Consider the following 14,031-nt stretch of genomic DNA (forward strand, 5'->3'; position numbering starts at 1 on the left):
TTAAACGCTCTTCCTGCGGGATTAGAGGCAGGTGGGCGACGGACGCCGTATCTTGCAGCGCTCTATCTCACCATCTCACCATTGAAGCGACGCCAGCGCCCTGTTCCGGTTGAGCAAGTCCATGCCCGAACCGTAAGAGGGGAAGTCCATCCCATGTCCGATTTTCAGCTATGTGGCACGAGCGACTGACTGGCCCGACATGGTCGACTGCGGGGGCGATTGCTTTCTCGACAGGAATGGCGTCGTCGGTGAAGAGTGCCCATAACCCCTCAAAATAGCGGCGAAAGGATGAACTGCCGATCTGGAAGAGGGGTGCCGCGTTGCGACGGGGCGCTCCCGTTTTGCAATGGTGGTTCAGCGTTGGCGGTTCAAGACTGACCGCCTGAGCCGCGCACGCGCAGCGTTGGAAAAGCTGCCCCATGGAGCGTCCGCAACGCATGGCGGAGTTGACGGATGTTGAGAGGCAGTCGCTTCCTCATATTCTCCATCCCTTCACCGGATTTTTGCGATGGGAAGACGCGGGGTCGGGCGTCCCCTCATAAAGCTGGTCACGCCTGATGGAGAGTATCTGCAACGAGAAGCCTGATTGGCACCGCTCTCCGGCTTTCGGCATCGTCAGCGCTGCAGAACCCAGGAAAGGGTGGTGCCCAGGACGAATCCAAGCTCGCCGACTTATAACCTGAAATCCGTTCCATCGGCCTGGATGGCGGACAGATCGCTTACGACTATCGGCGCCCACCATTCTCACGAAGCCCGGCCGCTTTGCTATAAACGGCCGGGGATTCGCGAGCATAAGACCAAATACGGCCACCGCTCTGTCAAGCGGCAATCAACTCGGATTAAGGCCGATCATCGCCGTCACTTCGATCTCCACCAGCATCTCAGGGACTGCCAGGGAGGAGATTTCAAGGAAGGTATGTGGCGGGCGGGGAGCGCCGTCCAGTTCTTCGCCCTGAACCTCGAAATAGGTCCAAATATTCGCGCGATCGGTGACATAGGCCGTCATCCGCACGACATCGGCCAAGGTGGCGCCATGTGCCGCCAGCACGGTCTTGATCTTCCGAAATGCGATCTGGGTCTGCTTGCGGAAATCGCCATCACCCAGGATAGTCACCGAATGAAGATCGGTGGCTTCCGGATCCTCAGCCGACACACCTGACAGGAACAGGTACTTCGCGCCTGCCGGGGCCTCGACGATGGAAACGTCGCTGAACAAGTCGCGTGCCCAGCCCTTGTTATGATTGACGTTCGTCTTGTTGAAATTACGGTCGGTCATGATTTCCTCAACGAGCTCCAACAAGATCTTGCGGGTCGACTGCCGCGGCCAACGGCCGGAGCGCTTCGATGCAGTGGCGATATGCCAGGCACAGCGGCACCGAAAGTACCCCATGGCTGGATTGCTGCGCCTTGGCCTTCTCGACAAGCGGCGTTACCGCTTCCAGCGCGTAGAGCGCAGGTTCCAGCGGAAGTTCAGCGATCGAAGCGGCCATCGCACGCCGGACATTGGCGGGATCCAGACCGGCTTCCAGTCCGTCCTTGCCGGCAGACTGCAAGCCCGAACGCGTGGCGCTCAATGCGTCCACAAGCGCCCGCGAATGGGTTGCGACCGCATTGATCTCATCGGTGGTCAGGTCAGTGGCCGCCACCTGCTCGATCAGGATGTCGAGCTGCTGCGTAGCCTGTAGAAGCTGCCTTGAATACATCCTCAGGTCGATTGTCGTTGACATTGGGTACTCCGTAAATGCGGGGATCAGCGGGACGTGGCGTTCTCGAAGAAGGTCAGATATCTGATCATCTCCGGATCGTCATAGGTGAGGCTGGAAGTGTTCTCGCAGAAGAGAGTGGCGGCCGCGTCCATCGCCCATGCCGCAGACAGGAGCAGCTTTCCTGAAGCCGCACGATTCTTGCGGAGCGCAGCCGGCGCGAAGTCGACCTTCTCCAGATAGTCGCGTGCCGTCAGGAGCAGCTTGCCTGCCGTCAATCTCTGCTTCGCGCCGCGCCAGGTGTTGGAGATCACGGAGATCCAGGGCCATGCAGCGACGGTGGCGGGATCCAGCAGTTCCAGATCCTGCTTCCAGATCACTGCCATGATGTCGACGAGCCACTGCCCCTTATCGACGAATTGCTCGCCCCGGTACCTCAGTTTTTCCTTCAGCACCCGGATCTCTTCCGGCTCGCCCAGCCCTTCCATGAAGAGGATGCCCGCGCCGGCGACGGCGCTCAGGGGACTCAGATCGCCGCAACCGCATGCGGTGCTGCGCGGGTGGGAGGTGTCGAAGGGAGCAGTTGCGAGCGGCTCCGGCTCCCGCTGCCAATAGTCCCCGAAAACCTTCAGCCTGTTCGCCTCACGGCTGATGTCGGCCGCGATCTCGAGCAGCAGCGTCGCGTTGAACCGCATATGGTCGCGGTGATACAAGGCGATGTTGTGCCGAGTGTGCAGCGCTGAGTCCTCTCCTACGGCGTGATTCTCATTGTTCGGTTGCATTACAACTCCTTAGGGGGTGAAAGGATGGGAGGTGAAAGCTCGGAAGCTATTGGATTGCAGTATGAGCGATCGGTGTCCTGACGGGTTGGAATATGTTCACTACAAACGATTGCATATCGCCATTGCGTTGTCAACGAAAGCCGATTTTTGATCCGGTGCAGGCGCCTGCAATGAGGTTTCCGGCGAGCAAGAAGGGATTTCCGCTTTGGATCCCACTCATTGCCGGGCTGATTGGCCCTCGAGTGCCTCAGGCATCATCCGCATTCTTACTATAACAAACGATTGCAAAATTTTGATGGCAATCGATAAAAGCTGGATCGCTGGTCCCATATTACAGCGCGCGCGTAGGTCTTATCTGCTGACTTCCGCCAAATGCAGGTCGTGTCCCCGGTGATGGTGTAGCTCGACGGTTAGCGAAGCTGACCGGACGCGCGCTCATCGATTAAGCGCAGTAGCGGCCGGTCAGTTTCGCGGGTGGCCATCGGCGATCTCGGATAGATTTGGGTTACCACACTCAAAGCTACGGAGATTCCGATGACCAAGGAGATGATGGACGTTCAGGCACTTCTGGGGAAGAGTGCCGACAGCGATTTTCTGCGCGAGATGATTGGCTTTGCCGCGCAACGGCTGATGGAGCTGGAGGTCGGTGGGCTGACCGGCGCCGCCTATGGCGAGAAGAGCGCGGAGCGGCAGGCGCAGCGTAATGGCTACCGCGATCGGGATTGGGAGACGCGCGCGGGCACCGTCGAGCTGCGCATCCCCAAGCTGCGCACCGGCAGCTATTTTCCCGGCTTTCTGGAACCCCGCCGGCTGGCCGAGAAGGCGCTGACGGCGGTGATCCAGGAGGCGTATATTCAGGGCATCTCGACGCGCTCGGTCGATGATCTGGTCAAGGCGCTTGGCATGAGCGGCATCTCCAAGAGCCAGGTCAGCCGCCTTTGCCAGGAGATCGACCAGCGGGTGAAGGCATTCCTCGATCGGCCCATCGAAGGCGACTGGCCTTATCTCTGGGTCGATGCCACCTACCTCAAGGTCCGGCAGGCGGGGCGGATCGTCTCGGTGGCGGTCACCATCGCGGTCGGCGTCAACAGCGATGGCCGCCGCGAGGTGCTGGGCATGGCGATCGGTGCTTCTGAAGCCGAGACTTTCTGGACCGACTTCCTGCGCAATCTGGCGCGGCGGGGCCTGCGCGGCGTGAAGCTCGTCATCTCCGACGCCCATGAGGGTATCAAGGCGGCGGTGTCCCGCGTCTTCAATGCCACCTGGCAGCGCTGCCGCGTGCATTTTGCCCGCAATGCCATCGCTCATGCCGGGCGGAGCCGGAACCGTGTCGTCTCCGCGCTGATCGCCACTGCGTACGCCCAGGAAACCGCCGAGGCCGCCACGATCCAGTGGCGCAAGGTCGCTGATCAGCTTCGACCGGCGGTGCCCAAGCTGGCCAAACTGATGGACGACGCCGAGCAGGACGTGCTGGCTTACATGTCCTTCCCGCCGCAGCATCGCACGAAGTTGCACTCGACCAACCCGCTCGAGCGCCTCAACGGCGAAATCAAGCGGCGCACAGAGGTGGTCGGCATCTTCCCCAACGAGGATGCCATCACCCGCCTCGTGGGCGCTATCCTGCTGGAACAGAATGACGAATGGGCGGTCCAGCGCTCCCGCTACATGACACTGGAAAGCGTCGCCCAAATCGGCGATGATCCGCTCGTCACGCTGCCCCCCATGGCCGCGTGATCAACCCGGCTCTAGCCGGAGATCGCTATGGCTACGCCGGAGAACCTACACCACGCAGTGGGACACGATCCAAATGCACGCCAAATTGCCGTTGGGACCGTCTGCTGTTGTCCAACATCGAAAAGCCGCAAACTTCGCAGGATCTTTGGTCTGAGAGTTTGCTGGATGAGAGCTTCCTCCTCAAAGGCTCAGCGGAGCTTGGGAAGCTATCGATGCCAATGGTAAGTGCCGGCTTCTGGTGCTTCCACGGCAGTACATGACAGCGCTTCTTCGCTTCGCTGTAGCTGTATTAGCAGGAGTAAAGCAGCCAGCACGGACTTTGTGCTTTTTAGGAGGTTGGTGACCCCTACGGGCACCCGGCAATCGAGGCAAGGTATTGATTTGCAGTCAGTTTTTGACCTGACGAGAAAATTGTACCATCACAAGTGCCAACTGTCTATCGGGATCGGGTGGGTTTGGATGGTAGTTGATGGGCCAAATGCCTCAACCTGGCGATGGGGGCATTTCGCGATCGTGGGGAGCACATGATGCTGATCCGCCGGCATGGGAGGATTCTGCCAAACAGCTTGAGTACGCCACGGGCCTTGACTTTTTGACGGTGAAAGCGCATGTGAGCCCCTGCAGTACGGCTCTACACTTTTCTGTCGTGCTGCAACCTACAAGGGGTCCCTGCGGGGGCCCCTTACTACTTTCTAGGGTGCAAAATGACATATAGTGCTGTTTTTGTCGATGCTGGCTACCTGTTTGCGCAAGGCTCGGTAGCGCTTACCGGAGCGAAAAGACATCGCTCGGAGTTGAGGCTAAACGAGGCTGCTGCAATTGCAGCCCTCCAGAAGCTGGCACATGACAAGAGTGAGGGCGCGCGCCTCCTTCGAATATACTGGTATGATGCTCCCCTTCATAGGGGCATGAGCGCTCAGCAAAGCAGTTTGGCGGTTTTGGACCGAGTTAAGCTGCGTCTTGGTGTCTTGAATGGGCAAGGTGAGCAAAAAGGCGTCGATTCCCTTATCGTCACTGATCTCATCGAGCTAGCCCGCAACCGATCAATCACCGATGCTCTTCTCGTCTCAGGCGATGAAGATGTCCGTATTGGTGCTCAGATCGCGCAGAACTACGGCGTCAGCATTCACCTTCTTGGAATCCATCCGGCCCGAGGTTCACAGTCTCCTCTTTTGCGGCAAGAAGCCGATACGACAACGGAGTGGGACGGGGCTATGGTGGCGACTTTCCTTTCCACCGTTGCCGCACCAGCAGCGGCGGTAGCCGCTGTTCCCGCGCAAACTCAACCTGCTGGCCCCGATGGAAAGGCCGATGATGCCGCAGTCATTAGAGGCGTCATCGACGGCTTGCTTGCTGGGTTGAGCACGGATGACCTGAATGACCTTCGAACTTTTTGGATGTCTCGTCAGGGTTTGCCGCCAGAGCTTGATCGGCCAATGCTTGGTCGTTGCCGCGATGGATTGTCGCGCGATTTGACGCCTGATGAAAGGCGGTCGGCACGGGCTGATTTCGTCAAAGCGATTAAGGCACTTCCCGCTTACATCGCAACCGCAAGTTAATTTCGCAGAGCGAATCCGGATGGCGGCGCGCTTCTCATATAGCGCTGTAACAGCCAGCCGGGTTCGCACGGTTTTCCAAGCGCTCGGTCAGGGTTGCGACGGTCCTATCCTAATCGTGCATCGCACCGGCTTTTTGGCTTTTTCAGCGGTCTTTTCGCACGCAGCGATGGCATCCCGGTTCTCGCGGGCTAGGTTGGCAGCCTCCACGATCGCTTGCCAGCCTTCCGGGTTCCCAGCGCGCATGAGCCGGATACCAGCATCCCATAGGGTTGGTTCGCCCATAGTGCGGCGCGCGACCCGTTCGGGCCAGCGCCAGCCTTGCGGGCCTATATCCGCCGCCCAGCCCGGATATACCAGCCACAGGAGCGATACGGTCAGCGCGGTACCGATGCCGGTATAGAGCATGTGCCAGCGCTGCTCCGTTCGCGTGCGGACCTTGCCGATGGCCTCACCAAGATCGGCATGAGCGCGGCGATGAAGATCGAGCGATTGGCCGATGGTGGCCTTGTCTGTCTCTCGCGCGGCTTTCGCCGCCTCAGCGATCCGCCCGGCCATGCTCTCCGGCGTCAACTGCATGGTGGGTGCGTCCGCAAGTCTCTTCATCTGCGGCGCAAGCGTCGCCAAATGCCCGCCGATCTTGGCAAGGGTCGGGGTATAATCGGGTATTTCGATGCTCTGCCTCTCGATGGCGATATGCTCGAGCGCGCGGGTGATCATCGCCATGCGCCCATCCAGCCGTTCCTCCATCCCGGCCACGCGCTGCGACAATGCCGCGAACGCCTCGGCCGCCGCGTCAGGGCGGGCTACAGGTTCCGGGACATTGAGCAGTGATTGTTCTTCGTCGTCCATATCATCGTCTCCTTGGGGTTAGCGGCTCATGCCCAGACCGCGACTGATCTCGCGGGGAATGCTATCGGCAAGGGCGCTGGACAGGCTGCGACCGAAACGTTCGCTGGCTTCCAACCCGAGGTCGCGGCGGTCGCGACCTGACAGCACCGATTCAAGCTGAGGATCGCGCTCCAGACTTTTCGCCATGCCGGCCATCTGCTGCGCGGCACGCCCCGCACCCCGGAAATTGCCGTCGCGGACAAGCTCGTCATGGGCGCGCTGCAATTGCAGCCAGCCTTCCACGAACCGATCCGCGCGTTGGAACGGGTCCATCCGGATTTCCGTCTCCAACTGCATCGCGCGCATCGCGGCCTGGCCGCGCCCCTCGGCGGCCTCGCGGACAAGCTCTGGGCTGCCCTTAAACGCGCTGTCGAGGTCGGACGCGCCTTCGGGCCGCACGGCGTTCAGAGCGTCGCGCGCCCGGTCCAGTGCCTCGCGCTGGTGCGGCATGGCCTTCAATCCTTGCGCGCGGGTCTGCTGGATGGCGTCCACCGCCTTGGCGTAACGCTCGACAGCGCCGCGCACGCCGCCCACGCGCAATGGTTGCGGATCACGCTGCATGTCTGGCAGCTTCTCGCGTCCTCGGTCCTGTTCCGGGCGCTCCGCGCGCTCCGCGCTCGGGCGGAACCCCGCAAACATACCGCGCTCCCGCGCCGGGATCTCGGGCGTGACGTTGGGTCGGAAATTATCGAAGATCCCTCGCGCCTTCTCGACCACCGGACGGACGATCTCGGCGACACGCTCGCGGAAGGTGATGCCGCGCCGTTCGGCGAAGTCGCGGGCCGGGTCCGCCTTCTCGTAATCGGTCGCCATGTCCTTGGCGCGCTCGCGGCCGAGCACGGCGGCAAGGCGGCGCTCGTCCTTGAAGTCGTCGCGGCCATAATGAAGGTCCACGCCATCGCGGTGGCGCGACAGCGCGACATAGGAGCCGTGGCGATCCATCCCCGGCGTCGCCAAAACATGCGCCCGATCCACGGTCATGCCCTGCGCCTTGTGGATGGTGGCGGCATAGCCGTGGTCGATGGCGCGATAGTCTTTTGTGTCGAACGCGACGCTGCGCCCGTCATCGGTGCGCACCGCCATATGGCCTTTGTCCACCTGTTCGACGGTCGCGAGCGTACCGTTCTTTACTTCCATGCTGCGCTCGTTGCGCAGGAACATGATGCGGTCGCCGCTGGCAAAGGCGCGGTCGCCGCGTTCGGTTTTCACTTGGCTTTCGTCGCCCAACTCGCCTGCATTCCGCATCGCCTCACGCGCCGCGTCGTTCAAATCGCGCACCTCGGCATTGGTATGGGTGAGGATGATGCGGCTGGCGTCGGGGTCGGCCTGCCGTTCGCGGTCCCAGCGCTCGACAAGCTCACCGCGCGCCTGCTCGCGCGTCTCGGCCTGGTGTACCATCCCCTTGTCGGCATAGGCATGGATGGCCTCGCTGGTTCGGCCGGTGGCGAGATGGCGGGTGGCGTCGCGCTGCCATTCCTCATGCTGACGACGAACCTCGGTGATCTCGACGCCGCCATGACGCTCATGGACCGACCGGAACGCCGCGCCTGCCTCGATCGACTGCAATTGCTCAGCGTCGCCGACAAGAACGACCTTCGCGCCCGCATCGGCGGCGTGGGACAGGACGCGCTCTATCTGGCGCGTACCGACCATGCCCGCCTCATCGATCACCAGCACGTCGCCGGCGGAGAGAAGATCACGGCCCTGCGCCCAACCATGTTCCATGCTCGCGAGCGTGCGCGAGGCGATGCCAGAGCCGTTCTCCAGCCCTTCGGCGGCGATGCCAGCCAGTGCCGCGCCGCGCACGTTGAACCCGGCATCTTCCCATGCCTCGCGCGCCACCCCCAGCATCGCGCTCTTGCCGGTCCCGGCGTAGCCGACGACGACGCTGAGGTCGCGCCCATCGGTTGCATGGTCGAATGCCGCGCGCTGCTCGCCCGACAGGTCCAGCCCGCGCGCCGCCGCCGCGCGAAGCGCGCCCTCCCGGTCCCCCTCCGAAACGCGATGCCGCTCGCGCTCGGCCATCAACTCCGCCGCGAGCTGCAACCGCTGCTCGGCCTCTATCATCTCGCGCGACGTGAACCGATCCTCGCCGCGCCCGTCCTTACCCAGCGCGATCAGGTCGGGCGAGCCGCGCACCGCGCTCATCGCGGCGTTGAACTGGTCCTGTCCGTCCGAATGGCGATGCACGAACATCGCCATGTCGCGGGTGGTGAACGTGGCCTGCTGGTGGGTGATCGCGTCGAGCGCGATGCCGGGATTGGCGATGATGCGTTCCCCATTCTCCCGCGCGATCTCGCGATGAAGCTCGGCTCGGTCGGCAAGATGTCCCGCTTGCTCTATCCGCTGCGCGGGACCGCCGATCTTGCTTTGCGGTTCAAGGTCGATGCCCTGTTCCGCCAAGCTGCGATGGTCGATGCGCGCGTCTATGTCGAGTTCGGCAAGGCGGGCGTTGACGTAATCGGCCCAGCGTTCGCGCCAGCGCTCGACATTCTCATGGTCGTTCCAATCGCGGACCTTTGCCCCAAACCCCTCCGGGGTGGCTTCGCGCATGGTGAGCATGACATGGGCATGGGGTTTGGGCCGACCGTCCGCGCCTATGTCCCAATGCACGTTCAGGTCTGCGATCATGCCGCGATCGACAAATTCAGTCTGAACGAAATCGCGGGCAAGTTCGATGCCCTCGGCCTTGCTCATCTCGCGCGGGATGGCAAACTCCACCTCGCGGGCAAGCTGCGCGTCCTTGCGCTTCTCGAACTCCTCGACATCGTTCCAGAGGCGTTCGCGGTCGCGCCACTCTTCCGGCGCATTCTCCGGCAGCATGATTTCGCTATGCTCGACGCCAGCGCGAGCGCGGAAATCATGGTCGCGGTCAAGGCGTTCGTCGTGCAGCCGCTCGCCCGCGCGATAGGCCGCCGCCGATACGGCGGAGCGGCCGGAAGCGCGGCCGATGACTTGCACGCTGAAATGGTATATCGCCATAGCGGCATACCATTTACACTTCTGAGCGCACGTCGGAACGACGTATAAGCGCGCCCTTCTCGAATTTTTCTCGGAAGGGACTAGGTGGTGTCAGACTGTCCCGGCGACTCTACTGCGCGGTGGCGAGGTTTATCTTATCATCGCTCCATCGTCACTCAATGGAGACTTTGCGATGCGTAAGCCCCGCGATTTTGATTCGGAGATCAAGGCGCTGGCCGACAAGGCACGCCAGCTTAAGGAACGGCGCGTGCGCCAGCTGGGCGAACTGGTGGCGGCGTGCGGAGCCGATGCCCTCGACGCCGATCTGCTGGCAGGCGCACTGCTGCACGCCGTCGCGGTAAAGGACGCCGCCACAAAGGAGGGCTGGCGCAAGACGGGCGCGGCTTTCTTTCGCGGTGAAAAACGCCAGCCTGCGAGCGGAGTTGAACGCAGCCCGAGCGGCACTCTCCCGCTTGAAGGCGGCGCGGCATCGGCTTGAGGCACGAAAGGCGCGAACCGACATGCGCGAATGGGCCATCAAGCGCCGCGAACGCACGCGGCACCTGATCGAGCTGGGCGGCCTCGTCACCAAGGCCGGATTGGTCGATCTGACCGACGATGATCGCGCCATCCTCTACGGCGCCTTCCTCACCGTCGCCGACAGGTTGCGCGGGCCAGAGCGGAGCAACGCGCTGGCGTTGTGGCAACGCAAAGGCAAACGCGCGTTCGAGGCGGAGAAGCCATCGGCTAATTGATCGTCGCAGGTTCCGAGGCCCTATCGCGCAACCACTGTTCGAACCGGTCCGGGCCTCGCGCGATATGGCGAATGGCGCGGAGCATACGATGCCGCACTATCCATTGGAACGTCCCCATGCGTTCAGCAATCTGCACGTAGTTCAGTTGCTCGACGCGATTGAGAATAAAGGTGTCATGGACGCGGGGAGGCATGGCGGCGACAATCACCCGCATGAAGGTCTGGTCGTCGTCGCCATCCTCGGTCCATGGGATCAGATCGGCGATACGCAGTGCCTGCAAAGCTTCCTCGCAATAGGCGCGATGGCGCCGATGCAGATCAGCCTCGGCAGCGGCGATGCGCGGATCATCCCTGCGTGAGGGCGTGTTACCATCGAGCATCCTGCGGATCATGCCGAGCGCCTCGACGAGGCAGGATTCCACCGCCTGCGCGTCGATGGACAATCGGCGGGCGATTTCATCATAGGACAGGGCCTCCAGACGAACGAGCAGGAATATGACGCGCGTCAGGACCGGCAGGCGGTCGACGGCTTTCCGGTAGGCGGCGAGCCGCTCGGTGTCGGGGTCAGGCGCATCGGTCATGATAGGTCTCCTCATGACCGGGCGTCCCGATGTTCGCGGCGCCAGCCGTTCGGGCGGCGATGGCCGGTAACGTCATGGACGCGGTCGAGCAAGGCACGCAGCAGCGGGCGAACCTCGTCCACCGTGAACCCGCCATCATCGGGTTCCGGTTCCCCGAAGAGGCGAGGCTGGTTCCACTTCCAATAAGGGGTGAGAACCATCGCCAGCCGGGTCATGTCGGGGCAGTCATGCCCGAGGCCCGTGACGTTCGCATAGGCCAGCGATTTGGCGACGCGCAGACCGATATGACGGGCGCACCAGCCATCAGGAAAACCCACGTCCAGCAGATGGGAGGAAAGCCCAAGCTGGGCAGCGATCCCGGCGCGATAGAGAAATTGGTGCCAGTCACGGTTCAAACCCGGCTCGCGATCCGGCAAGAAGGACTCCGCATTGTGATAGCGGAAGCGGCTCAGGCTTCGTCCTTCCTTGGTCCGAACAAGGGTTGCCGGTGAATCGCCATAACGCTTGTGAAGATCGGCCAGGGCCTCACCCCATGGCGAAACGACAGCGGTAGAAACGGCGATTGGCGTGGCGGTCAGCGCCCGCAACAATGCGCGGCGCGATGTGACAGGAGCGGTCTTACCCATATGCACCTCCGGTCCGCATCCATGCGGGTCAGGCGGAAGTGGTGGGGCGGATGCGGCACGGTCCCGAACTCCCGCGCACTGAGCGCGGAAGTTGCCGGGGCTGGTAACATGCGAACACACATGCGCCGCCGTTTTTAGCCCGAGGGCTTGGACATATACGACGGCACCCCGGACAACAGGTGTTGCCGAGTTATCTGTGTTCGCGGGATTACCAGTCCCGGCACTGCCCTTTGCGCAGCGCCTGATCATGTTAGCAGAAAAGGGAGAGCTGCGCCAACCCGCTGGCGAATCAGTGGAAATCCAGACGTTCAGGTGTCGCGACTGACACAAAAGAACCGGAGCTACCGCCCCGGTTCCGGAAGTCGAACAAATAGTGAGGGCTGCTGGCGCGTCAGTCCTGTACAGTCTCCTGACCGGCTGGGGTGGTATCCGTCAGCCCCGCAACCGCGTTCCACTGCTCGACGCTGCCAACGCCGCCCCGGTCGGAATAGGCGCTGGGCGGAAAAGCCATCCAGCGCGGTACCCAGTTTTCTTGCCTTGCGCGCCCGCCTGTTCCCGCAAGGGTGTCCCGGACGATCTGGCGCTGCACCTTGACGCTTTCCTCGGCATTAGCCACCGCTACGGTCTTGCCCGCCACCTCCGCGACGAGATGACCGACCACCTCCCGGTCGCGGACAAGATCGAGCAGGACATCGTCGGCCTGCCAGACCTTTGCCATATCGACGTTGAGCAGCACGCCCAGCAATTCGACCGTGGCGCTGCCCGCTTCCAGCGTCTCGCCCATGACGATGGTGAGAATGTCCAGCACCGCGTCATCGGTCAACGCCATCAACTGGCGGAACAGGCCGGGCACGCCGTGATCGCCCGCATAACCGTTGGTGACGGTCGGCGTATTGGCATCGAAGTCCAGCAGGGCCAGCACTGCGCGGCGCTGGGTGTCGAACAGTGCTTCCGACGCGCTGCTTTCCATGCTCTCGGCAATCGCATCATTATGGGCACGCTGCCGCTCCACATCGATCCGCCATAGCGACGATCCGGCAATGGCATGGGCGACCATCAGGCGCAGAGCGGTGGAAGGCTGCGAAAGCAGCGAGGCGCGCACGGCGGCATGGCGATGGAGATCGACATAGTTCTGGATCGGGGCACTGATCTCCGGGCGAACCGGCTTGGCGATGGTCTCGCCTTTCTCCCGCTTCCGCGCCTCCTTGATGGTGATGTAGCCTTCATGGAAAGTCACCTCGCCGCGATGGCCGATCACGACATAGACCTTGCCGCCCTTCCTCTTGGGGCAGCGCTCATGTTCCCATGTGTGGAAATAGTCTCCCCGCTCCAGAATGACGACCTCCGGCCATCCCGCTTCGCGATAGGCTTCGGCGCGCTGCTCGACCGCCGCCATTTGCGCGGTCCAGAAATCGGAAGCGCTGGCGAAATAGCTCTCTTCCCCGAACAGGTCCGAGACAATCTCACCGCCATAGCTGGCGAGGTCGAACAGGGCCGCCTTGGTGGAGATGGTAGCACCACCAAAAAGCCATGCGCGCAAATTCTGGCCGACTGGCGCGTGACGGTCATCATCGTCCAGCAGGGCCAGCCACTCGCGTTGCTGTGCCTTGGAGGCGAGGGTCAGGTGGCGGACGGTGATCGCATCGATTGCCTCGGCCCGGTAGAGATTGCGGATGCGGGGCAGGAGATTGCCCAGCGCGAGGGTGCGCTTCACCTGTAGGACGGTGAGGCCGAAGGTCAGAGAAATATGCTCCACGCTTCGCCCCTCCCGGACCAGCCGGGTGAAGGTTTCGTGCCGGGTCATCTCATCGGGGTCCAGCCGGGCGATATTCTCGATCAGCGAGGCCTCCAGCGCCGCCGCGTCGTCGCCCGCCTCCATAATGGCGCAGGGCAGGGACGCGATACCATCAGTCTCCCCCGCGACAGCCAGCGCGGCATGGTAACGCCGCTTGCCCGCGACAATCTCGTAGGTCTCCGGTGATCCATTCTGCCGGACGATCAGCGGGACCAGCACACCCCGCGCGCGCACCGAGGGCAGGATGTTGGTGAGGTCAGGCGCCTTCTTCATGCCTCGCATGTTGACGGGCGAGACCGAGAGACGGGCGATATCGATATGCTTGAGTTCCATGTTTCTTCCTCCTTGCCAAGACACCGGCCCCGGACTGCGGGGTGGGCGGCAAGAGCGCACCGGCAGGCACGCCGGCGGAGGCGGGCTGCATCCGCAGGACCGCAACGCAAGTGGAGGACCCGGCCCGAAGGGACGGGTTGCGGCCCGCCGCGGCGGGCCTAAAGGGGAGCGTCAGCCCACACCGCTGGCCGGAGGCCGCGTAACCATCATCGCGCGTGGCGCGATGGCCATCAGGAGCGGCAGGCCGCTCCCCACGTCAATGATCGTCACGCCAGGAGCGACGAGACGGCGCATGGCACCGGCTCGGTGGAGCGC

At 62.6% G+C, this 14,031-nt stretch carries 12 protein-coding genes; 4 read left to right on the forward strand and 8 right to left on the reverse strand.

All coding sequences use genetic code 11. The features are described from left to right. Positions 1–829: 829 nt before the first annotated feature. The 3 genes from EGM87_RS02660 to EGM87_RS02670 are packed head-to-tail and all read right to left on the reverse strand — an operon-like array spanning position 830 to position 2,485. Positions 830–1,276, reverse strand: coding sequence for a RidA family protein (locus EGM87_RS02660; RefSeq protein WP_044663103.1), 447 nt, complete (start codon positions 1,274–1,276; stop codon positions 830–832). A gap of 7 nt (positions 1,277–1,283) precedes the next feature. Further along, positions 1,284–1,727, reverse strand: a complete 444-nt coding sequence (locus EGM87_RS02665; protein WP_137709973.1) for a hypothetical protein — start codon at positions 1,725–1,727, stop codon at positions 1,284–1,286. Positions 1,728–1,750: 23 nt separating this feature from the next. Beyond that, on the reverse strand, positions 1,751–2,485 hold the full coding sequence (locus EGM87_RS02670) for a hypothetical protein (RefSeq protein ID WP_130030048.1): 735 nt from the start codon (positions 2,483–2,485) through the stop codon (positions 1,751–1,753). Between the two features lie 534 nt (positions 2,486–3,019). Here EGM87_RS02670 and EGM87_RS02675 point away from each other — a divergent pair. Both EGM87_RS02675 and EGM87_RS02680 read left to right on the forward strand, forming a co-directional pair. Beyond that, complete coding sequence (locus EGM87_RS02675; RefSeq protein ID WP_137708825.1) at positions 3,020–4,219, forward strand: IS256 family transposase; 1,200 nt, start codon at positions 3,020–3,022, stop codon at positions 4,217–4,219. 704 nt (positions 4,220–4,923) lie between these two features. Further along, positions 4,924–5,778: an NYN domain-containing protein gene (locus tag EGM87_RS02680; RefSeq protein WP_137709971.1), complete on the forward strand. Its 855-nt coding sequence runs from the start codon at positions 4,924–4,926 to the stop codon at positions 5,776–5,778. An 87-nt stretch (positions 5,779–5,865) separates the two neighbouring features. Here EGM87_RS02680 and EGM87_RS02685 read toward each other — a convergent pair whose 3' ends face one another. Together EGM87_RS02685 and traA are read right to left on the reverse strand one after the other, a co-directional pair. After that, a complete protein-coding gene (locus tag EGM87_RS02685) occupies positions 5,866–6,627 on the reverse strand; it encodes a DUF6118 family protein (protein ID WP_137709970.1) in 762 nt (253 codons plus the stop codon). An 18-nt stretch (positions 6,628–6,645) separates the two neighbouring features. After that, entirely contained in the window at positions 6,646–9,648 is a 3,003-nt protein-coding gene (gene traA / locus EGM87_RS02690; protein ID WP_137709969.1) for a Ti-type conjugative transfer relaxase TraA, read from the reverse strand. Positions 9,649–9,820: 172 nt separating this feature from the next. On the opposite strand from traA, the gene traD reads away from it, so the two are divergent. Both traD and EGM87_RS02700 read left to right on the forward strand, forming a co-directional pair. Next, complete coding sequence (gene traD / locus EGM87_RS02695) at positions 9,821–10,126, forward strand: conjugal transfer protein TraD (RefSeq protein ID WP_137709968.1); 306 nt, start codon at positions 9,821–9,823, stop codon at positions 10,124–10,126. A gap of 22 nt (positions 10,127–10,148) precedes the next feature. After that, a complete protein-coding gene (locus EGM87_RS02700) occupies positions 10,149–10,382 on the forward strand; it encodes a conjugal transfer protein TraD (protein WP_137709967.1) in 234 nt (77 codons plus the stop codon). On the opposite strand, the gene EGM87_RS02705 is transcribed toward EGM87_RS02700, so the two are convergent. From EGM87_RS02705 to EGM87_RS02715, 3 genes are all read right to left on the reverse strand, one after another. Continuing rightward, a complete protein-coding gene (locus tag EGM87_RS02705) occupies positions 10,375–10,962 on the reverse strand; it encodes a sigma factor-like helix-turn-helix DNA-binding protein (RefSeq protein ID WP_171010039.1) in 588 nt (195 codons plus the stop codon). The two genes, EGM87_RS02700 and EGM87_RS02705, sit on opposite strands and share 8 nt — an antisense overlap. 11 nt (positions 10,963–10,973) lie before the next feature. Then, the gene (locus tag EGM87_RS02710; protein WP_137709965.1) at positions 10,974–11,588 is read right to left on the reverse strand and encodes a hypothetical protein; all 615 of its coding nucleotides are present in this window, start codon (positions 11,586–11,588) and stop codon (positions 10,974–10,976) included. A 391-nt stretch (positions 11,589–11,979) separates the two neighbouring features. Continuing rightward, complete coding sequence (locus tag EGM87_RS02715; protein WP_137709964.1) at positions 11,980–13,716, reverse strand: ParB/RepB/Spo0J family partition protein; 1,737 nt, start codon at positions 13,714–13,716, stop codon at positions 11,980–11,982. Between the last annotated feature and the right edge of the window lie 315 nt (positions 13,717–14,031).

The sequence above is a fragment of the Sphingobium sp. RSMS genome, assembly GCF_005406185.4.
Classification (GTDB): Bacteria; Pseudomonadota; Alphaproteobacteria; order Sphingomonadales; family Sphingomonadaceae; genus Sphingobium; species Sphingobium fuliginis.

Excerpts from the sequence above, each read along its gene's own strand:
- traA (WP_137709969.1), bottom strand. The coding sequence starts at position 9,648 with ATGGCGATATACCATTTCAGCGTGCAAGTCATCGGCCGCGCTTCCGGC.
- EGM87_RS02710 (WP_137709965.1), bottom strand. The coding sequence starts at position 11,588 with ATGGGTAAGACCGCTCCTGTCACATCGCGCCGCGCATTGTTGCGGGCG.
- EGM87_RS02675 (WP_137708825.1), top strand. The coding sequence starts at position 3,020 with ATGACCAAGGAGATGATGGACGTTCAGGCACTTCTGGGGAAGAGTGCC.
- EGM87_RS02660 (WP_044663103.1), bottom strand. The coding sequence starts at position 1,276 with ATGACCGACCGTAATTTCAACAAGACGAACGTCAATCATAACAAGGGC.
- EGM87_RS02680 (WP_137709971.1), top strand. The coding sequence starts at position 4,924 with ATGACATATAGTGCTGTTTTTGTCGATGCTGGCTACCTGTTTGCGCAA.
- EGM87_RS02670 (WP_130030048.1), bottom strand. The coding sequence starts at position 2,485 with ATGCAACCGAACAATGAGAATCACGCCGTAGGAGAGGACTCAGCGCTG.
- EGM87_RS02685 (WP_137709970.1), bottom strand. The coding sequence starts at position 6,627 with ATGGACGACGAAGAACAATCACTGCTCAATGTCCCGGAACCTGTAGCC.
- EGM87_RS02700 (WP_137709967.1), top strand. The coding sequence starts at position 10,149 with ATGCGCGAATGGGCCATCAAGCGCCGCGAACGCACGCGGCACCTGATC.
- EGM87_RS02705 (WP_171010039.1), bottom strand. The coding sequence starts at position 10,962 with ATGACCGATGCGCCTGACCCCGACACCGAGCGGCTCGCCGCCTACCGG.
- traD (WP_137709968.1), top strand. The coding sequence starts at position 9,821 with ATGCGTAAGCCCCGCGATTTTGATTCGGAGATCAAGGCGCTGGCCGAC.
- EGM87_RS02715 (WP_137709964.1), bottom strand. The coding sequence starts at position 13,716 with ATGGAACTCAAGCATATCGATATCGCCCGTCTCTCGGTCTCGCCCGTC.
- EGM87_RS02665 (WP_137709973.1), bottom strand. The coding sequence starts at position 1,727 with ATGTCAACGACAATCGACCTGAGGATGTATTCAAGGCAGCTTCTACAG.